Here is an 18053-nt window from a genome sequence, read left to right as displayed (position 1 = left end):
GTTATACCCTCTTTTGAGTGGTATATTCATGAAATTCATGATTAAATTGGGATTTTTTTGAATGATTAACTTCCCCCCAGGAACTGCTTTACTTCTACAGAAACCAGGTGTGACTTTTACTTTTAAAAAGTCTGTTTTCGCATACATTGCTGCTGTTAAAAAAAATCTTTCCGCTCCAATCGCTCTACGTAAAAAAGAAGGACGTAAAATGGCATCTACAATGCAAAAAAGTTAACTTATAGAGACTAAAAAAAGCCTGATAAGAATGACTTATCAAGCTGCATTGACTTCTTTTTTCTTTTCTCTTTTTAGTTTATGCCCCTGCAGAAAATAGTAAAGCAGTATTCCTGCCAAGATATAACCAGTACTGTAGGTGTACAAGTCACCTAGGCTGATCTTGGCTGCTGCAAGACCAACCAGGAATGAACCCAGCCCGATTCCTATATCGAAAATAGACAGGAAGGTTGCGGTTGCCATGGCTGCCCGTTTAGGAGGTGACGCCTGAATGGCAATCGTTTGAAAGGTTGGAAACAATGTACCCCAGCCCAATCCGGCAAAGGCAGCGGCTGCCAAAAAGAAAATGGCAGACTGAGCAGTGCCCAGGATCAACATCCCCGCAGCGAACAAAACAATGGCAGGATAAACAATGAAGTTGGGGCCGTGCAGATCGTACCACTTGCCTGTGAACGGCCGGGAAAGCAGCAGTACAACGGCGTATACCACAAAGAAGAAACTGGCCACATGGCTGAGGCCGATTTCTCCCGCATAGACGGATACAAAGGAGAGGATCGATGAGTAAACAATCGCAAAAAAAGCACCTGCTAATGCAACTGGAACCGCTTTGATTTCGAAGACTGCCTCTTTCCAGTTCACCCGTACAAGCTTTCTGTCCTCCTTCTTCTCTTCTTTCATTCTAATTAACAGTCCTGATAAAAGCCCCAAGAATGCTGCCGATCCGGCAATTTGCAGCATGATGGTTATTCCCCAGTTATGAAGAGCAGTCAATCCAAGGAATGGTCCGATTACCATGGCAAAGTTGGAGGATAGAATGAAGTAGCCCATCCCTTCGCCTCTTCTGGAATCCGGAATCGTAGTCGCGGCTATAGAACCCGCCGCTGTCGTCGCCATCCCAAAACCAATTCCATGAATGAACCTCACCAGGAACAATACCTCAAGGCTGTCTGCTAAAAAATACAGCAGGCTTGCTGCAAAGAATACAATTAACGAACAGAGCAAAATCACCCTGCTCCCATACTTTTCAATCCACCTGCCTGAAAAAGGGCGAATAAGGATGGCAGAAATAAGGAAGATCGTGATCATCAATCCGGCCTGTGATTTTTCACCGTTCAAGTGATCAACAACATAAATGGGAATCGTGACGAGCAGGAAATAAAATGTCATGAATAAAAAGAAATTACTGATACTGATACCGATAAAATTCCGTGTCCATAAAGGCGGTTTGTTTTCAATCATGCTGCATTACCTCTTTCTAAATCTGTTTGAGCCATTCATTCAAAATCTTTTGCAAGTTTTCTTGTGATGGAGAAGAAAGCTTCCTTATTAACTCTTCATTCTTCTCAAGAACTGCTTTTTCCCACACCGGGAACTCTGCTTCTGCTTTTGGAGATAACATGATATATTTTTTTCTTTTATCTTCGTCACTGGATTTCTGCTGAATGAATTCCTGTTTTAAAAGTCTCTGAATCGTCCGGGTCATTGGCGGTGCTTCCACCGCAAGATATTCACTTAAGGCTTTTTGTGTCAGCGTCCCTTTTTCTCTCAATACATATAGGACCGACCACTGCGCGCTATAAAGTCCATAAGGTTCCAATGCCTCATTCAGATGCTTGGTCAACCTTCTCGAAAGTTGATTGACTGAATGAAATAGCATATGATTATTTTCTTTCAAAATCTCCACCTCAATTGAGTTAGTTATCTGGGTAATTAAAACCTTAATCAGTATACCACTTTATACTTACCTAGGTAAGTACTTGAGTAACAATTTAAGTGTTTTTCTTCTCGTCACACTATTGTATGGAAGCCTTCTATGGTAGCTGGTGGTTAAAACCGCTAATAATCTTGCTTTTCTGTTCAATCAGGGTATTAACCGGTATTTATCCTCTAATCGAGTTCTTTTATGAGGATTTCACTTATTAAACAAACAAGTGTATGAAGAATAATCCATCAGGCAAGAGTGATACTAAACGAAAAAATAGGATGATTGTATGATATTGATGTGGAGTACCATTGTGGTTGCAGTTTTTTTAGCATGGAAGATTCCCAGCAAGCTTTCTCCGTTAGAAATGTATGCTTGTTCCATCTTCTCAATCTATTTGGCCTTGTTTGCTGACTCTATCCTTGGCGGTATGTATCATCTCTATGCCTACTTCAAACCGGGAGTTGAGTTGATTGATTATGCGGCCGCAATCGGCATTTATCCAGCAATCACCATCCTCTACCTCAGCCTGTTTCCATTTGAAAGACCGATTTTGTGGAAGATCTCCTATGTTCTCATTTGGACTATCTTTTCTTTATTTTACGAATGGGCCGCTGCCAGCCACTCCTCCCTTTTTATGTATTCAGGCTGGAAACTAGTCTATTCCGTACCAATTTATCCCCTTTTATTTGTTATACAGCTTCTCAATTATAAATTAGTCAAAAAGCTGATTTCTCATAAGTAACGAGGTATGCAGATGGTCGTATTAATTTCTATTGCAGTCACTTTATTGTTGGTTTACTTCCTCACGCCCAAAAAGTTAAAACGCATTGAAATTTACAGCGTTTTCTTTAGTTCGCTTTATTCCGCTCTGGCTTTTGATGCTCTATTCAAAGGCAGGTTCAATCTCTACTACTATGGAAGTGATGCGGAAGTCCATTATATAGATTTCATGTTCCGTCTCTGTTTGTACCCCTTAACCTGCTTAATTTTATTGAATTTGTTTCCACAGAAGCTCAGCATGGCTTGGCGGATTCTTTATCTTATTGGATGGGCTTTATTGCTGACGCTGATAGAGTGGGGCATGGTCCAGTTGTCTGTCATTAAGTACGATGGCTGGAAGCTTTATTATACTCCTTTGAAATATGGTTTGATTTTCTGCTTGGTTCTCCTTAACTGGGTTGTCACAAAGAAACTCGCAAAGCAGTCTCCTGCATAAAATCATCCTATTATGGAATAATATACCTATTCTACTACTTTGGAGGTTACATATGCGTACCGAAAATCACTTCGTAGTAATGATTTTCTTCTCATTGCTGAGCTTGGCTGCAACCATAATTTTCAGTGGGACACTTCTATCCAGAACAAACGAACTGCTTTCAAAATTCGAGGAATCTGAAAAATAAAAGTAATATTGCACCTTAATTCACTAAGAAGGATCATCCCTTTTAGTAAATTAGAGAATGAAAGCAGCAAAAAACCTCCTCGTTCCCTGAAACGAGGAGGTCTCTGCGTTATGTGGTAGAAATTTCGGTTTAACTGTCACAACCCGATTTTGGCTCTCTTCGTCTGAAAATCATCATCGGAATAGTACGTATTTTTGACAAGTACGTTCGGTCCCAGGCATTTGACAGCTGGGCAGTGGCAGCTCAAAGACCGGGCTGTTTTCGTCTGGTTCCAGCTTTCATATGCTTCTGTCAGTGTTGTGTCCTGGATGTTGCCCAATCCTGGTTCGTCCCCGAAATCCGTTACGATGATATCTCCTGAAAATATATTTACATTCAAGCGGGAACGGCCGTCCGGATCATTCCTGACCGTGACATTTTTTTCTTTATAAAGACGCTGATACAGTTCAAGCTCTTCTGAGGATGAACTGCAAGGATAGAATGGAAGCGTTCCGAACAGCATCCATACCTCTTTATTGCGATGGTCCAAAAGTCTCTTGATCGCCTCCCGGATTTCATCGAGATTCAATGTTTCCAAATCTTTCGCGAAATCGACAGGATACATCGGATGCACCTCATGGCGCGTACACCCCATTTCAATAATATGGTCATGAATTTTTTCCAAATAAGGAAAAGTCCGTCCATTAAGCATGGTTTCGGCTGATACCATGACCCCTTCGCTAGATAACCGTTTTGAGTTTTCAACCATGCGTACAAAGTAACCTGCTCTCTGCTTCTCGGAAGGCTTTCTGTCCATCCTGGCAAATCCTGTTTCTGCAAACTCTTCAACTGTTCCCCAGTTATGGGAGATATGAAGCACATCCAGGTAAGGCACAATAGGCTCATACCTTTCATACGGAAGAGTGAGATTTGAATTAATTTGCGTTTTCACACCACGGGAATGCGCATATTTCAACAGCGGAAGCACATGATTCTCAACTGATTTTTTTGACATCATCGGTTCCCCGCCGGTAATAGAGATGGTCCTCAGAGAAGGAATCTGATCAAGCCTTTTAAAAATCAGCTCCATCGGAAGTGCGTCAGGGTCCTTGTGCTGCAGAGTATACCCTACAGCACAGTGGTTGCAGCGCATATTACAAAGGGTTGTTGTCGTAAACTCGACACTGGATAAAGTCATCCTTCCGTATTCTTCAACATCCATATATGCTTCCCAGGGATCGTTCACAGGGGAGAGCGGCAGGTTTTCTTTCATATTTAAAAGCATCTATGTAACTTCCTTTCAAAATACTCCTATTGAGTCATTCTTCATACCATATGAAATCTTACGGGATTCTATCACTTTTTTCAATGCACTTCTGATCATAGTATAGATTATTGAGCAGCCGGGCAGGTTAATTTTAAGAAAGCTCCAAGTAAAAACTTGAGCACCTCCTGAAAGGAATGAAGTCACAATGGATCTTTGGCTCTTCTGGGCAATACATTCTCTCTCCAAACGCACTGATTCTCTCAACCGGATAATGATGCTGGTTTCTAATAAGATGCGGTATATCTATCTATTTGTTCTGGTGATCCTTTGGTTCCGAAATAAATCCATTCCAAGGGTTGCACTCCTATCAGGGGCATTTTCTCTTTTTCTCGGCAGCATGATCAGAATGTTTCATTTCCGGCCCCGTCCTTTTGTCAACATGCGGGTAGGAATCCTGATCCCTTCAAAACGGAATTCCAGCTTTCCCAGTAAACACACCCTGCTTGCATTTGCTGTTTCGAGTACTATCTTATTTTATCATCGCACGCTGGGCTTGATATTTACCTGTTTGTCTGTACTGACAGGGTTATCCCGCGTATGGGTGGGTCACCATTATCCTTCAGATATCATCGGCAGTGCTTTGATTGGATCTTTTACAAGCTGGGTGGCACACTTTTTCTTCCCCCCCAAAAAGACAGCCCGCTGAGTAAACTGTCTCCTGGATATATTACAAGCTTTTACTAAAAATAAGTATGGGTGATGCTATGCATATTGTATTGACGTTCACATTATTGCTTTTCGGTTTTTTAAAAGGAAATTGGAGGGAATGGGAGAAATATCATCTGACAATTTCCTATGTCATTATATGCAATCTCCTTTATAATCATATTGCTCAGGATAAACTGCTTTGGGAATATTCTCCGGACTTTTATCCAAAGTCACATATTTTGGTAGACATTCTTTATTCTTTTATCAATCTGCCGGCAATCACCTTGTTATTTCTTACCTTTTTTCCATTCACCGCCTGCCTATTAGTAAAAGTCAGGTTCATAGCCATATGGTCGGGAGCCTCCTTTATAATTGAATACCCTTTTTATAAATTTGAAAAGCTGCTGCTGCAAAACGGTTATGAATATTGGATGGACATCCTCTTTTACATTGTCATGTATAGTATGATCCGCCTGCATTTCTCAAGACCGTTTCTTACTTATTTCCTATCCGCCTTTATTACAATCATGATGATTTGGTTATTTGATATTCCTTTGAGTTGATTTACCTATTCATAAAATTCACTTCTCGAGATGACGAGGACAGGCTGATTTTCTTTGGCTGTTTCCGCAAAGATTGCGGCTATTTAAAAATAATGGATTTCCGCTCCAGGCGAACGACTCCGCTACAATCCTTCCACCTGAAAATGAGGAGGAGTTAAAGTAGCACCAAAAGCGACAATCTTTTAGAAAAGAGCCTTTTATTTTAAAAAACAGCACACCCTTCTCCTGACTAAATCGGGGAGGGGTGTGCTGCTTTAAATATCTCCGCAAAGATTTTTCGGCCTGTTTTAAGGCATGACTTTCACTAAGGTTTCAGTACGACTTTGATGCAGTCATCTTCATGATCATTAAAGATCTTATAGGCGTCTGCAGCCTGATCCATTGGCATAATATGAGAGATGATCTCGGTCGGATTCAGCTCGGCAGACGTAATTTTCTCAAAAAGCTCCGGCATGTAGTGAACTACAGGGGCCTGGCCCATCTTCAAGGTGACGTTCCTCTCAAAGAAATTGCCCAGCGGGAACATGTTGTACATCATGCCATACACTCCTGTCAGCTGGACGGTACCGAATTTCCTGACAGCATCTTTCGCAATATTGATTGCACTCAGCGTTCCGCCTTGAATTTTTAACTTCTGCTCCACTTTTTCGAGTGCATTCTTTTCACCATCCATACCGACACAGTCAATGACGATGTCTGCTCCTCCGCCGGTTACTTCTTTCAGGTGATGTCCCATTTCCTTGAATTCATCAAAATTAAAGATTTCTACATTATTATTTTGTTTGGCTTTATTCAGTCTGTAAGGCAGATTATCTACAGCAATGACCCTGCCGGCGCCTTTCATCCAGGCAAATTTCTGGGCCATCAAACCAATGGGACCGCACCCGAGGACAATGACTGTATCTCCCGGCTTCATTCCAGAGTGCTCAATACTCCAGTAAGCGGTCGGCAGCACATCAGACATGAACAACAAAGCCTCGTCTGCTAAGTCACATGACTCCGGCACTTTAAATGGCATCGCGTTCCCAAAAGGAACCCGTAAGTATTCCGCCTGCCCGCCCGGATGGTTACCATATTGCTCGGTATATCCGAAGTATCCTCCAGTATCTTTATGCGGATTGGCATTATCACATTGGCTTTCCATATCATGCTGGCAGTAAAAGCAGTGTCCGCAGGAAACGTTGAAAGGAAGAACGACTCTGTCCCCTTTTTTCACCCTCGTAACATCAGGACCCGTTTCCTCGACGATCCCCATAGGTTCGTGACCAATGATATAGCCTGGTCTCAATGGCAGGTTTCCTTGATACAAATGAAGATCAGAACCGCAAATCGCCGTGGATGTAATTTTGACGATAATGTCATCCGGCTTCTGGATCTTCGGGTCTTCAACCTCTTTAACTTGGATATCCTTTGAACCCTGATACGTAACAGCTTTCATAATCAGCCTCCTAATTGTGGAATATAAAACTATACCCCCTTGGCAAAAAAGTATTCTGGCTGAAGATGAGTTTTTCCTTATTCTGTATCTACTATTTAAGGCTGATTTTTTCGGACTTTAGGGGGGAGTCCTATCAACGAAAATGATGGTTCTATGGACGAAATCTCCTTCTCTATCAACGATTTTCAGGGTCCTATCAACGATTTCAGCACTTCTATCAACAACTTTCCCCTCTCAATCAACGATTTCCTATTTTTGACGCTGGGGAATCAGGCAGTTCCTCCACTCAGCGAGAGAGCAGTGCTTCACGTAAAAAACAGATTGTGAAAGATATGTGAAAACCGTTGCCAAACCGGTCCAACGGGAGTATATTATAAGTGTAGAGAGTAAGTGAAAACATTCACAAACTTAAAGCATAAGATCCTCACCACCTGCTCTCTAAGCAAATCGAAAGCTGGCCGGCTTTAACTCAAATTTTCTCGACTAAATATGTGAAATTATTCACAAACACTAAGGAGATGTTTATAATGAGATGGTGGAAAACTCCTCAAGCTGCGATGGTCTGGACTGTATTAAGAATATGGCTCGGGATTCAATGGCTTGAAGCCGGCTGGCATAAAGTAGCGGATGGTTTTGATACAACTGGGTTCCTGCAAGGCGCAATAGCTAAGGCAGGCGGTGAACAGCCGGCCGTACAAGGCTGGTATGCAGCCTTCCTTGAAAATGCTGCTCTTCCAAATGCAGAACTCTTTAATATCTTGATTCCTTGGGGTGAAGTACTGGTAGGTCTCGGCCTTATCATGGGGGCGGCAACAATCCCGGCTTTACTTGCAGCAGCATTCATGAATCTAAACTTCCTGCTGGCTGGCACAGTAAGCACAAACCCTGTTCTCTACACTGCAGCAATCATCCTTCTTTTCACTGGAGGCGGAGCTTACTTCTGGGGAATCGATCGGTTTGCTCTCCCTTATATCCAAAAAGGATTGGCCAACAGGAAAGCCCGCAGAGGCGGAAAAGCTGGCCATAAACATGCTGTCCTTCACTAATTAAGAAACCGCAAATAGAATATAAGGAACCGCGCGTCTCCCCTGTTTAAATAGGGGAGATGCGCGGTTCTTCACGTGGGCCAGATACATTTATTACTACACCCCTCTCTATACCTCCTTCCTTTCATACCTTATGAAGGCCTCCGCTTGTACCTTTCCTCCTGTTTCTAGAGATCTCCACTGCCAATTCCACCACTCTAAATTTTTCATCTCTCTGCCCAAGTGACACATAGAAAGCTTCTAATGAACACTTCGGCTGCATTTCACAAATCAAGTGGCACATAGAAAGCTTCTAATGAACACTTCGGATGCATTTCACAAACCAAGTGGCACATAGAATGCTTCTAATGAACACTTCGGATGCATCTCGCTATTCAAGTGGCACATAGAATGCTCCTAATGAACACTTCGGATGCATTTCACAAACCAAGTGGCACATAGAAAGCTTCTAATGAACACTTCGGATGCATTTCACTATTCAAGTGGCACATAGAAAGCTTCTAATGAACACTTCGGCCGCATTTCACAAGCCAAGTGGCACATAGAGTGCTTCTAATGAACACTTCGGACGCATCTCACTATTCAAGTGGCACATAGAATGCTCCTAATGAACACTTCGGCCGCATACACCCATGGATACCGCCGCCTATAATAATCCAATTGTACATATCTTCCTTTGTCCTTTTACCAGCTGGACTTTTTCACTCCAGGAACCTGTCCTTTATGTGCCAGCTCCCTGAAAGCAATACGGGACATTTTAAATTTGCGAAGATATCCGCGCGGGCGCCCTGTGACTTCACAGCGATTTTTCAACCGTGTGGGAGAAGAGTCTCGAGGCAGTTTTTTCAATGCTTCATAATCCCCTTTTTCTTTAAGCTCTCTCCTTAACTCCGCATATCGTTCAACAATTTCCTGACGTTTTTTCTCTTTAACCACTTTGGATTTTTTGGCCATTTGTTATCTTCCTCTCTGATGAATGCGTAATCATTACGATTTATAGAACAAAAAATTTTATATCATAAACAGGAATTGCATAATTCTGTTGTTTCGACTTCCGCTATTTCCCTTGACGTGATCCGAGTAATCAATCCATCTTGCATTAGATTCTTTTCGCTTTAGCTTTTCATCAATTTCGCTTTCAATTTCCTTCATCAGAACCATCAGCTGTCCATACGTCATATTAAAGCGGGATGCCGCCTGTTTATGAGGTGCGTGTTTGACAAGCAGGGACATGAACTGTTCGGAAGTGTTTGATTGGGAAGCCAGTTCATCTTCCACTCCGACCACATATTGATAAACTTCTCTCTTATGAGGAGGAAGTCCGTTTACAATTTCCCGCGCCAGGATTTCCATTAAATGTTCGTTCATATCATTCATCCTCCGAGTTAATTCGAGCGTTCCATATTGTATTTTTTCAGGAAACGGTCTGCCCGGCCTCCCCGGTCGGCGAACTTCTGAACTCCGGTGTAGAACGGATGAGTGTCCGAACTGACTTCCACTTTTATCAGAGGATACGTGGTGCCATCTTCCCACTCAATTGTTTCAGTTGACCCTATCGTCGAACTTGTTAGAAATTTATATCCGCTGTTTGTATCCATGAAGACTACTTTTTGATAATCAGGGTGAATTCCTTGTTTCATTTTAGAAAACCTCCAGTAATTTTATTAAATCGTAATTATTACGATTAAGTTCTATCCATTATTAAAACAGAAAAAAATAGTCTTTGCAACCCTAAGGTTTTCAGAAAAAAAGCACAAGCGCACCTTTCAACCCCACAGGCAAATATTCCAAAGAGGAAAAAACGGAAGTCCGTTCCAGTGGATAAGACCCTCGGGCGCTGAGCAGGATTCAGAAACGCTCCCGCTCCCTATTTGCGGACTATATCAAAAAAAGACGGCACTAAATCTTGATGGTTATTGCCGTTCGAAAAAGATTCTTACTTCTGTGCATGGCTGCCTTCTGCTGAGGTATAAAAATGCGCAAGCGCCCCTTTTAGCCCCGACAGGCAAATGTTCCCCGCAGAAAAAAAGGCGGTCTTTCCTTTATTGTCCGGGGGTTATTTGATCCCGAGGGGCTGAGCGCTGAAGCTGGATTCAGAAACGCTGCCTAATTTTCGCTCTAAGAATTTTATACTTTCTTATCTTTTACAATATTCCTGCTTTGCCCGACTTCTTTATCACATCAAAAAACGGATCCGTCAATGGGATCCGTTTTTTGGCATCTGTTTATTTATCATCCGGACGCCTCATATTATATTTTTTCATGAAGCGGTCTGCACGGCCTCCGCGGTCTGCGAATTTCTGCACTCCGGTATAGAAAGGATGTGTGTCTGAGCTGACCTCGACTTTAATGAGAGGATAGGTGTTTCCATCTTCCCATTCTATCGTATCCGAAGTTTTTAAAGTGGAACTGGTCAGAAACTTATAGCCGCTGTTCGTATCCATAAAAACTACTTTTTGAGTGTTTGGATGTATTCCTTGTTTCATTGAGAAAACCTCCTTTTTGATTATATTCTTAATCGCTATGAGGATGGTTATTACTTCTTAAGGATGCAGTCCTTTTCGCAGCACAAAGACCCTCCATATAGTTTGTATTCACGTTTAAACTGCCATTTAAACCTTCAGCCCCCCTGTATTTTACCAGCAATCGTAAATGTAATCCTTTTCCTTTTTCCATGAATCTTTTGTCTGAATGAGCCGTATATAAAACTAGAATAAGTTTTCGATAAGGAAGTGTCTTGGATGAATGATGTAATGAGAAAGGTTGACAGATATAAGGACATTTATTCACAGTTAAGAAGCAATCTGCGCTGGAAGGTATCCGATAGCAGAGCAATTATGATGGCCGCTTCCCTCTATGTGACAAGTGAGCGTGAGTTCGATTTGGATCGTTTTCAGAAGCTTAGTGATTTTATTAAAAATGAGGCCGGTATATTTTCAACACTTAAATCCCAGCTCCGCTTTACCATTGCCGCTATGCTAGACACCCGTTTCAGCAATCCTGAAGGAGCATTTGCCGATTTTAGCAAGAGTTATGAGGCTCTCATAGAAAAAGGATTCAATAGAGGGGTCTACAGTTATATCGCAGCCATGGTTCTGTGCTCTCATGAGGATAAGGCAGACTCAGCTTCTCTCGCCATGCGCATTTTTAAAAAGATGCGGGAAGAACATTTTTTCCTTACTGGCCAGAGTGATTACCCCTTGGCAATGCTTCTGTCAGAGCGAAATCAGGAAATCGATTCCCTGATTGTAAGAATAGAAGACTTTTACAATACTCTTGACCAAAAGGGGTTCCGGAAAGGCAATGACCTGCAGAGTATGAGCCATATTCTGTCTCTTCATGAAAATCCGGATCCAAACGAACTGATATCCCGCTGCACTACCCTTTTTGACCGGATGAGGCAATTGGGGATCAAACCGAAAGCCAACTTGTATCCGCAATTAGCCGTACTTTCCTTCTTATCGGACAGCGAGGATCATCTTTTTGCAATAAAAGATATTTGGGAAACACTAAACGCCGAAAAGCAATTCAAGTGGCATAAGGACATCAATTTCATGATGGCTGTCAGCTTCTATATCTCTGATAAAATTGAGCATTCTTCCCTAGTGGAAACCAGCTTGTATACGACCATCGAGACCCTTATCCAAGCACAACAGGCAGCTTCATTTGCTGCTATATCCGGTGCTGCAGGAGCCTCCAGTACGACAGACGGCTCAGATTGAAACCCGCCTGCATCCTGGCCGTCTTCCGTGCAGCCATCATCGTGCTTGTTTCCATCGGTTTTTATAAAGTTTTCTACAATAAAAAGCCTCACTCTGTTCTACTCTCCCTTTGACCAGGTAACTGGCCGGAAGGAAGTCAAATTCCATGAAGAACAAAAATTGCCTGCCGAAGATGTAGATCAGCGCCATGTCCCGCCCCAACAGGCAAACCTTACTAAAAGAACCCTCACAGAAACCTTGATTCTCTAAATGGTTGCGGGGTTCTTTGTCTATTATTCAAAATCCAATAGGACTTATTGCAGCTGTAGGTATGAGCTATCCTGCTGGACTAGCGGGTTGGTGAAACAAACGGTCAATACCCGATAAACACCCTGCTAAAATTGAAAAAACCCTCTGTAGCAGGGCGATTAACCGATAGACACCAACCCAAGCGAAACCAAGGCTCACCAGCCGCCCCGCAGTGCCGCACATCTGGAAAGATAATAATCTACTCTCCAATTAGCCTTTGCTAAAATAAACATGCCAGGTATCACCACGGACATACTTCTTTATGTCCGCGTGTGAAACCTGGCATCCTGTTTACTGCAGCCCTTCTATATCCATTTCCCGGACAGGTAAAGAGCTTTCACCTGTATCCAGGTAGATGACGTTTACTTTGTCATTTTCTTCAAGGTAGATACTCATCGGGTTGTTTTCCGATGAGACGGTGAAGCCTTTTCCGCCATCCATCAGGAAGTAAACCGTTGTGTAGTCTCCCGTTTTTTCTTTATACACTCGTATGACTGTACCGCTGACTTTCTTTTCTTCCGCTTCCCCGCTTCCATTGACGCTGCCGCCGCCACGCTGCAGAGCAGTTTTATACAGCTTGAGCGCCTGATTTGGAGTATTTGCATATACGGAGATTTCCGGATTTGCCGCCGAGACAATGAAATAATTCTGGAGGAATCCATTTGGATCAAGCACCGGCGTCAGCCAGCTTGCTTCACCATAGAAGTTATACAGGATCGGCATTTCCCCGCTCCATTTTTTCTCGATGAATTTCTTCTCGATGATTTGGAGATTTCCCTGTGAGTCCATGTACGACCTTTCCAGATTACCTGTATAGAATGTTGCTTCACCCGTTCTTGAATTTGTTAAGGAATAGCCCAGCATACTGTCCACTCCTTCTTTTGGAGAAGTAAAGTCTGTAAAGTAAAACATTTCTCCGTTCTCATCGAAGATCGGGCTCACATTTGCCTCTGTTCCTTCATCTGATGGCAGCTTTACTTCTGATTTCCCGAACAGGCTGTTCCAGAAGCCCTGCACATAATTTCCGTAATAGCTGTTCTGCAGACTGACCGTTTCCGGGGATACTGCACCATCTATAAAGTCAGGTGCATCCTCCAGTTTATACGATTCCACCTTTCCGTTTTGCGGATCGACCACCACGATGCCATTTGCCTTAAAGCCGTTCCTGGCAGAGATGAATTCTCCATAAGTACGGACATAATACGGTTTTCCGTTCTCATCCACTTCAAGCTGAACATCGCCATTGAATATCTGTTTCGGATAGTTCATCCGGATATGGCGCTCGATGTTCTTATGAAAATAGGAAGAAGGTGTATAGACCATCTTTTCCTTCACAAACTTTGGATTGTCTGATGAATCTGTTGCACTGATAGTGAAATACCCTGGTGTTTCGTCTCCTTTGAACCATTTGAAAAATCCTGAGAATTCCACCGGAGCGATGTATACATAGTCGCCATTCACTTTTTGAATCTGGAGGTTTCCAAGCTCGTAATAACTTGTATCTGGTACCTGCCCAAAGGCCTTTTTCATTTTATTACGGGCAAACTTCGGCGGTACGCTGGCCGGTGTCTGCTGTTCATCAAATGCCTCTAGTTCCGTTTTTACATCCATTTTGGCAGACTCAAACTTCTCATCTGCATTAAATAGGAACGCCGTCAGCAGGTAGGCGCCTGCCAGCAGGGTTACTAAAAACACAGAGCTCTTAATCAGCCGCTCCTTCCCCGCAGCCAACATGGCACCTGCACCAGAAGCAATGATCAGTAATAGCCATACAGATGAAAAGTTACGATCCAGATTGCTTAGATAATAAAATCCGAACGCTGCTGCAACTGTGATGAGAAGAACCCCCGCAGTCCCAGCGGCATTAAAATGGCTTTTCTCTTTTTTTCCGGTCCTTCCACCTTGAAGCGGCACCAGCAGCACAGAAATAACCACACCCACTATAATTGAAAATAAAAAAATGCTTCCCATATTTTATATGTTTCCCCTTCCAGGAGTAGAGTTGATTTGCTACCTATCTATACGGATGAAGCCGGGATTTGGTTTCATTTTGTTTGATGCGGTCTCAAGGAACTTGGCTGTGACTGAAGTCCTCTCCTTCTAAAGCCTGATAAAAAAACATCCCTGCGATTGTTAATTCCAAGCGTATTTCTGCCTACACTAGTGGTAGAAAGGAGAGGTGAACATGAAACGTTTATTGAAAGATTTATTCAAGAGAACAGACGCTATCGAAGTAAAGCGGATCAGGGATCAGATCATCGACAGACGGGCCGGTCTTTACAATAGAATGTTTTAAGAAGGCTCTTTTTCCGTAAACTTTGCTGCTACTCTATATAAAATTCCAGAGAAAAAATCCAGCACTTGGGATTTTTCCGAAAACCATAATTCATGAGAAAACAGCCTTTAAGAAAGGCACTATCCTTAAGCTTTACAGCCATCTAATAAGAGTTCCAAAAAATTCTGGTAAGCCACAAACAAAAAAAGCGAGTGCACAACCAAATGGTTTTACACTCGCTATTTTCGACAAAAATCGAGGTGTGACTGTCACACAGAACTATTCCTCCGCCGGGGAGGTTTTCCTCAAGAAGAACGACAGAATGATTCCTATTCCTGCCACGACTCCCGCTGCGATGAAGGAAACATTGACACCGTGCACCAGTCCTTCCATCCCGTATTCGGAAGGATTGAGGGCACTGTTTGTCATGATAGTGACCAGCAGGGCCGTCCCTACTGAACCGGATATCTGTCTCATGGTATTATTCATGGCAGTGCCATGCGGGATCAATCTCGGCGGCAGTTGATTAAGGCCGGCAGTAGTAACAGGCATCATCACAAGAGCTACCCCGAACATCCTTACTGCATTGACAACAGCCATGTAGGTAAAGGAGGTTTCGGTCGTCAAATTGGTAAAGAAGAACGTTGAAACCGTCACAATGGTCAGGCCGACAATCGCCAGCATCTTAGCACCGAATTTATCAAAGATCCTCCCGCTGACAGGATTCATAATCCCCATGATCAGGGCACCAGGCAGAAGCATCAGTCCTGATTCAAAAGCGGAGAACTCGTGCATATTCTGCATATAAATCGGCAGGATGGTCGCTCCTCCGATCATCGCAATGAACATGATCATGCCTATGATGGTTGCCAGAGTGAAAATCCCAAACTTGAATACCCTGAATTCAAGGATGGGCTGTTCCAGCTTGAACTGTCTTTTGATAAAAACATAAAGGGCGAGACCTCCCACCAGCAATGACAGGAGCACCTGCGCGCTTCCCCAGCCGGCAGTCCCGGCCGTGCTGAACCCATAAAGAATCCCGCCGAATCCCAGTGTCGAAAGAATGATCGACAGGACATCCAGCTTCGGGTTCGTCAGTTTTGTTACATTCTTCAACACAAAAAAAGCGATAATGAAATCCATGATGGCAATCGGCAATACAACATAAAAGAGAACCCGCCATGGATATTGGTCGACAAGATAACCTGATAATGTCGGTCCGATTGCCGGAGCAAATGAAATAACCAAGCCGAACAATCCCATCGCCGACCCGCGCTTTTCAACTGGAAAGATGACAAAAAGGACGGTCTGCATCAAAGGAATCATGATGCCGGCACCGGAAGCCTGCACAATCCTTCCAACCATTAAAAAGAAAAAGCTGGGGGCAATTGCACAAATGAATGTTCCTGCCGCAAATAATCCCATAGCAGTCAAAAACAACCGCCGTGTAGTATACCGTCCGATAAGAAAAGCTGTAATCGGAATCATCACCCCGTTCACGAGCATAAACACAGTTGTCAGCCATTGTGCTGTATTAGCGCTTAAATCCAGATCCCTCATGATGTGTGGCAGTGCCGTTGCCAAAAGGGTTTGATTCAAGATCGCTGCAAATGCGCCTGAGATCAAAATAGCCACAATAGGCACTATTTTAAATTCCTGTTCCTCTCTAGTTTCAGGTTTTTCCATCTTTCTCCCCCTTTTGCTTGCATGCAGTTAAACGTTTATATACTTCCCCTACTGCAATAAAAGAAACCACTGCAGCATTATTTCGGATACCGTAATAATTTTAGCCTTTAAAAGCATCTCACGACAACCAATCTGCTTATTATTTTCGTTTTTCGTCTGAGCTAAATCGCTGAATTGATATCTTCTATTGTGTTACTTTAATAATGACTCTTTTCAAATTAGTGAGTATCCTTAGTATTCTGCTATATCCAAAAGCAACAATTAATTACGGAAACAGCATCATTAAAGCATAATGAAAAAGGAGATGACCAAATGCAAAACAAAGAGGAATTGAAGAAGCAAGTTCTTGATGCCTTTCATTTCAGGCATGCGACAAAGCAATTTGATCCTGACAAAAAAATTACCGATGAGGATTTCCGTTTCATTATGGAAACCGGCCGCCTTTCCCCCAGCTCATTTGGATTCGAACCTTGGCGCTTCCTGGTCATTCAGGATCCGGCTCTTCGCGAAAAAATCAAAAATGCTTCCTGGGGAGCCTACACCAAACTTCCTGAAGCAAGCCACTTTGTTATTATCCTTGCAAGAACCAAGGAAGATACCAAATACGACTCTGACTATCTGAAAGATCAACTAAAAAATGTCTCAAAGATTCCCGAAGAGTTTCTGGAAAAATTCCTTGGCAGAATTGAGGAATTCCAGAAAGAAGACTTTAACCTTTTAGAGGGAGACAGACCTCTGTATGACTGGGCTTCCAAACAAACCTATATTGCCTTGGCAAACATGATGACAGCTGCTGCCCAAATCGGGATCGATTCCTGTCCGATTGAAGGATTCAATATTGAGAAAATGAACAATCTTTTACAAGAAGAAGGACTGCTTGAAGACGGACACTTCAGTATTTCTGTTATGGCGGCTTTCGGTTACCGAACAGAAGAACCAAGGCCCAAAACAAGAAGACCCTTTGATGATATAGTTAAATGGGTATAACGAATTGGCCCGGCACTAAATTTTAGTGCCGGGCTTTTCACACAAAAAACGAATTCCAATTTATCCCACCTTGTTTAAGAAGAAGAAGAGGGGGAAAAAAGAAGCAAAGGCAAAAATCATTTTTTGGATGAATGCCTTTAAAGAAATGCTGGTGTAAATCGTCTTAGATGGAAAAAACAATTTTTAAAATTTAAGGAGGAGTTACAATGGCTACAAACAACAACAATAACGAAAACAACAACGGCAAAATGTCAGTGGAAGAAGCAGGCCGCAAAGGCGGAGAAGCTACTTCAAACAACCATGACAAAGAATTCTATCAGGAAATCGGCCAAAAAGGCGGAGAAGCTACTTCCGAGAATCACGACAAAGAATTCTACCAGGAAATCGGTGAAAAAGGCGGAGAAGCCCGAAGCCGTCAAAACAGCAATGACAACAACAGTAATAGCAATAACAACAACAGCCGCTAATACGGGAATCGAGTAGGAGGGGGTGACTAACCCCCGACCTCTCACACCACCGTACGTACCGTTCGGTATACGGCGGTTTCAATTAAGTCAAACGCAAAGTTTGATATCTCATAAGCAGACTCTTGAGCCCTTGATTCGACCAGTATTGGTTATCAAGGGCTCTATCTAAGATGGGGCTTTTAGCGATACGCCAATAACCCAACCTAGTATTTGCCCATTCCCAAGCCTTGTTAGTTTGTATTCCTAACTTCGTTAGGTTTCTATGTTTTGTTTTAACTTTCTTCC

At 42.8% G+C, this 18053-nt stretch carries 18 protein-coding genes and 3 pseudogenes; 10 read left to right on the top strand and 11 right to left on the bottom strand.

Features of this window, described 5'->3' with window-relative positions; genetic code table 11:
• Window positions 1–273 precede the first annotated feature (273 nt).
• Both FZC78_RS18315 and FZC78_RS18310 read right to left on the bottom strand, forming a co-directional pair.
• The gene (locus tag FZC78_RS18315) at window positions 274–1473 is read right to left on the bottom strand and encodes an MFS transporter (RefSeq protein ID WP_148941533.1); all 1200 of its coding nucleotides are present in this window, start codon (window positions 1471–1473) and stop codon (window positions 274–276) included.
• Window positions 1474–1489: 16 nt separating this feature from the next.
• Complete coding sequence (locus FZC78_RS18310; RefSeq protein WP_252183675.1) at window positions 1490–1909, bottom strand: MarR family winged helix-turn-helix transcriptional regulator; 420 nt, start codon at window positions 1907–1909, stop codon at window positions 1490–1492.
• A gap of 316 nt (window positions 1910–2225) precedes the next feature.
• Between FZC78_RS18310 and FZC78_RS18305 the strand changes: the two genes are divergently transcribed.
• From FZC78_RS18305 to FZC78_RS24615, 3 genes are read left to right on the top strand one after another with little or no spacing between them, the layout of a single operon-like run.
• Complete coding sequence (locus tag FZC78_RS18305) at window positions 2226–2681, top strand: CBO0543 family protein (protein ID WP_148941532.1); 456 nt, start codon at window positions 2226–2228, stop codon at window positions 2679–2681.
• A 12-nt stretch (window positions 2682–2693) separates the two neighbouring features.
• Entirely contained in the window at window positions 2694–3155 is a 462-nt protein-coding gene (locus FZC78_RS18300; protein WP_148941531.1) for a CBO0543 family protein, read from the top strand.
• Window positions 3156–3207: 52 nt separating this feature from the next.
• Complete coding sequence (locus FZC78_RS24615; RefSeq protein WP_286365506.1) at window positions 3208–3342, top strand: hypothetical protein; 135 nt, start codon at window positions 3208–3210, stop codon at window positions 3340–3342.
• 136 nt (window positions 3343–3478) lie between these two features.
• On the opposite strand, the gene yfkAB is transcribed toward FZC78_RS24615, so the two are convergent.
• On the bottom strand, window positions 3479–4606 hold the full coding sequence (yfkAB, locus tag FZC78_RS18295) for a radical SAM/CxCxxxxC motif protein YfkAB (RefSeq protein ID WP_148941530.1): 1128 nt from the start codon (window positions 4604–4606) through the stop codon (window positions 3479–3481).
• Between the two features lie 187 nt (window positions 4607–4793).
• Here yfkAB and FZC78_RS18290 point away from each other — a divergent pair, with 187 nt between their 5' ends.
• Both FZC78_RS18290 and FZC78_RS18285 read left to right on the top strand, forming a co-directional pair.
• The gene (locus tag FZC78_RS18290) at window positions 4794–5294 is read left to right on the top strand and encodes an undecaprenyl-diphosphatase (RefSeq protein WP_148941529.1); all 501 of its coding nucleotides are present in this window, start codon (window positions 4794–4796) and stop codon (window positions 5292–5294) included.
• Window positions 5295–5352: 58 nt separating this feature from the next.
• Window positions 5353–5859 carry a CBO0543 family protein gene (locus tag FZC78_RS18285; protein WP_148941528.1) on the top strand — a complete coding sequence of 169 codons (507 nt, stop codon included), beginning with the start codon at window positions 5353–5355 and terminating at the stop codon, window positions 5857–5859.
• 304 nt (window positions 5860–6163) lie between these two features.
• Here FZC78_RS18285 and FZC78_RS18280 read toward each other — a convergent pair whose 3' ends face one another.
• Window positions 6164–7297 carry a zinc-dependent alcohol dehydrogenase gene (locus FZC78_RS18280; RefSeq protein WP_148941527.1) on the bottom strand — a complete coding sequence of 378 codons (1134 nt, stop codon included), beginning with the start codon at window positions 7295–7297 and terminating at the stop codon, window positions 6164–6166.
• Between the two features lie 527 nt (window positions 7298–7824).
• On the opposite strand from FZC78_RS18280, the gene FZC78_RS18275 reads away from it, so the two are divergent.
• Entirely contained in the window at window positions 7825–8343 is a 519-nt protein-coding gene (locus FZC78_RS18275; protein WP_148941526.1) for a DoxX family protein, read from the top strand.
• Between the two features lie 684 nt (window positions 8344–9027).
• Here the strand turns inward: FZC78_RS18275 and rpsN are convergent.
• The 4 genes from rpsN to FZC78_RS18255 form a co-directional block, all read right to left on the bottom strand.
• Window positions 9028–9297, bottom strand: coding sequence for a 30S ribosomal protein S14 (gene rpsN, locus FZC78_RS18270; protein ID WP_148941525.1), 270 nt, complete (start codon window positions 9295–9297; stop codon window positions 9028–9030).
• Between the two features lie 57 nt (window positions 9298–9354).
• Window positions 9355–9711 carry a hypothetical protein gene (locus FZC78_RS18265; RefSeq protein WP_148941524.1) on the bottom strand — a complete coding sequence of 119 codons (357 nt, stop codon included), beginning with the start codon at window positions 9709–9711 and terminating at the stop codon, window positions 9355–9357.
• A gap of 17 nt (window positions 9712–9728) precedes the next feature.
• The gene (locus FZC78_RS18260; RefSeq protein WP_148941523.1) at window positions 9729–9983 is read right to left on the bottom strand and encodes a type B 50S ribosomal protein L31; all 255 of its coding nucleotides are present in this window, start codon (window positions 9981–9983) and stop codon (window positions 9729–9731) included.
• A 585-nt stretch (window positions 9984–10568) separates the two neighbouring features.
• Window positions 10569–10829 (bottom strand): type B 50S ribosomal protein L31, encoded by a 261-nt coding sequence (locus FZC78_RS18255; protein WP_148941522.1) that lies wholly within the window; start codon window positions 10827–10829, stop codon window positions 10569–10571.
• A 255-nt stretch (window positions 10830–11084) separates the two neighbouring features.
• Between FZC78_RS18255 and FZC78_RS18250 the strand changes: the two genes are divergently transcribed.
• Window positions 11085–12065, top strand: a complete 981-nt coding sequence (locus FZC78_RS18250; RefSeq protein ID WP_148941521.1) for a DUF4003 family protein — start codon at window positions 11085–11087, stop codon at window positions 12063–12065.
• A pseudogene (locus tag FZC78_RS24390) lies at window positions 12062–12314 on the top strand (DUF3951 domain-containing protein). Before FZC78_RS18250 ends, FZC78_RS24390 begins: the two are co-directional and overlap by 4 nt.
• Before the next feature lie 330 nt (window positions 12315–12644).
• Here FZC78_RS24390 and FZC78_RS18240 read toward each other — a convergent pair.
• Together FZC78_RS18240 and FZC78_RS18235 are read right to left on the bottom strand one after the other, a co-directional pair.
• Window positions 12645–14324, bottom strand: coding sequence for a sulfite exporter TauE/SafE family protein (locus tag FZC78_RS18240; protein WP_148941520.1), 1680 nt, complete (start codon window positions 14322–14324; stop codon window positions 12645–12647).
• 583 nt (window positions 14325–14907) lie between these two features.
• Entirely contained in the window at window positions 14908–16314 is a 1407-nt protein-coding gene (locus tag FZC78_RS18235) for an MDR family MFS transporter (RefSeq protein ID WP_148941519.1), read from the bottom strand.
• Between the two features lie 312 nt (window positions 16315–16626).
• Between FZC78_RS18235 and FZC78_RS18230 the strand changes: the two genes are divergently transcribed.
• Together FZC78_RS18230 and FZC78_RS18225 are read left to right on the top strand one after the other, a co-directional pair.
• Window positions 16627–17301: an NAD(P)H-dependent oxidoreductase gene (locus FZC78_RS18230; protein WP_148941518.1), complete on the top strand. Its 675-nt coding sequence runs from the start codon at window positions 16627–16629 to the stop codon at window positions 17299–17301.
• Window positions 17302–17507: 206 nt separating this feature from the next.
• Window positions 17508–17732, top strand: a pseudogene (locus tag FZC78_RS18225) (KGG domain-containing protein); the annotation flags it as partial.
• 118 nt (window positions 17733–17850) lie between these two features.
• On the opposite strand, the pseudogene FZC78_RS24035 reads toward FZC78_RS18225, so the two are convergent.
• Window positions 17851–18053, bottom strand: a pseudogene (locus FZC78_RS24035) (group II intron reverse transcriptase/maturase); the annotation flags it as partial.

The sequence above is a fragment of the Rossellomorea vietnamensis genome, from assembly GCF_008180415.1.
In the GTDB taxonomy this organism is placed as follows: Bacteria; Bacillota; Bacilli; order Bacillales; family Bacillaceae_B; genus Rossellomorea; species Rossellomorea vietnamensis_C.
Note: the sequence above shows the minus strand (reverse complement) of the source record. Positions and strands in the feature narration are given on the sequence as shown.

Coding starts and splice junctions, on each gene's coding strand:
- FZC78_RS18315 (WP_148941533.1), bottom strand. CDS start 1,473: ATGATTGAAAACAAACCGCCTTTATGGACACGGAATTTTATCGGTATC.
- FZC78_RS18305 (WP_148941532.1), top strand. CDS start 2,226: ATGATATTGATGTGGAGTACCATTGTGGTTGCAGTTTTTTTAGCATGG.
- FZC78_RS18300 (WP_148941531.1), top strand. CDS start 2,694: ATGGTCGTATTAATTTCTATTGCAGTCACTTTATTGTTGGTTTACTTC.
- FZC78_RS24615 (WP_286365506.1), top strand. CDS start 3,208: ATGCGTACCGAAAATCACTTCGTAGTAATGATTTTCTTCTCATTGCTG.
- yfkAB (WP_148941530.1), bottom strand. CDS start 4,606: ATGCTTTTAAATATGAAAGAAAACCTGCCGCTCTCCCCTGTGAACGAT.
- FZC78_RS18290 (WP_148941529.1), top strand. CDS start 4,794: ATGGATCTTTGGCTCTTCTGGGCAATACATTCTCTCTCCAAACGCACT.
- FZC78_RS18285 (WP_148941528.1), top strand. CDS start 5,353: ATGCATATTGTATTGACGTTCACATTATTGCTTTTCGGTTTTTTAAAA.
- FZC78_RS18280 (WP_148941527.1), bottom strand. CDS start 7,297: ATGAAAGCTGTTACGTATCAGGGTTCAAAGGATATCCAAGTTAAAGAG.
- FZC78_RS18275 (WP_148941526.1), top strand. CDS start 7,825: ATGAGATGGTGGAAAACTCCTCAAGCTGCGATGGTCTGGACTGTATTA.
- rpsN (WP_148941525.1), bottom strand. CDS start 9,297: ATGGCCAAAAAATCCAAAGTGGTTAAAGAGAAAAAACGTCAGGAAATT.
- FZC78_RS18265 (WP_148941524.1), bottom strand. CDS start 9,711: ATGAACGAACATTTAATGGAAATCCTGGCGCGGGAAATTGTAAACGGA.
- FZC78_RS18260 (WP_148941523.1), bottom strand. CDS start 9,983: ATGAAACAAGGAATTCACCCTGATTATCAAAAAGTAGTCTTCATGGAT.
- FZC78_RS18255 (WP_148941522.1), bottom strand. CDS start 10,829: ATGAAACAAGGAATACATCCAAACACTCAAAAAGTAGTTTTTATGGAT.
- FZC78_RS18250 (WP_148941521.1), top strand. CDS start 11,085: ATGAATGATGTAATGAGAAAGGTTGACAGATATAAGGACATTTATTCA.
- FZC78_RS18240 (WP_148941520.1), bottom strand. CDS start 14,324: ATGGGAAGCATTTTTTTATTTTCAATTATAGTGGGTGTGGTTATTTCT.
- FZC78_RS18235 (WP_148941519.1), bottom strand. CDS start 16,314: ATGGAAAAACCTGAAACTAGAGAGGAACAGGAATTTAAAATAGTGCCT.
- FZC78_RS18230 (WP_148941518.1), top strand. CDS start 16,627: ATGCAAAACAAAGAGGAATTGAAGAAGCAAGTTCTTGATGCCTTTCAT.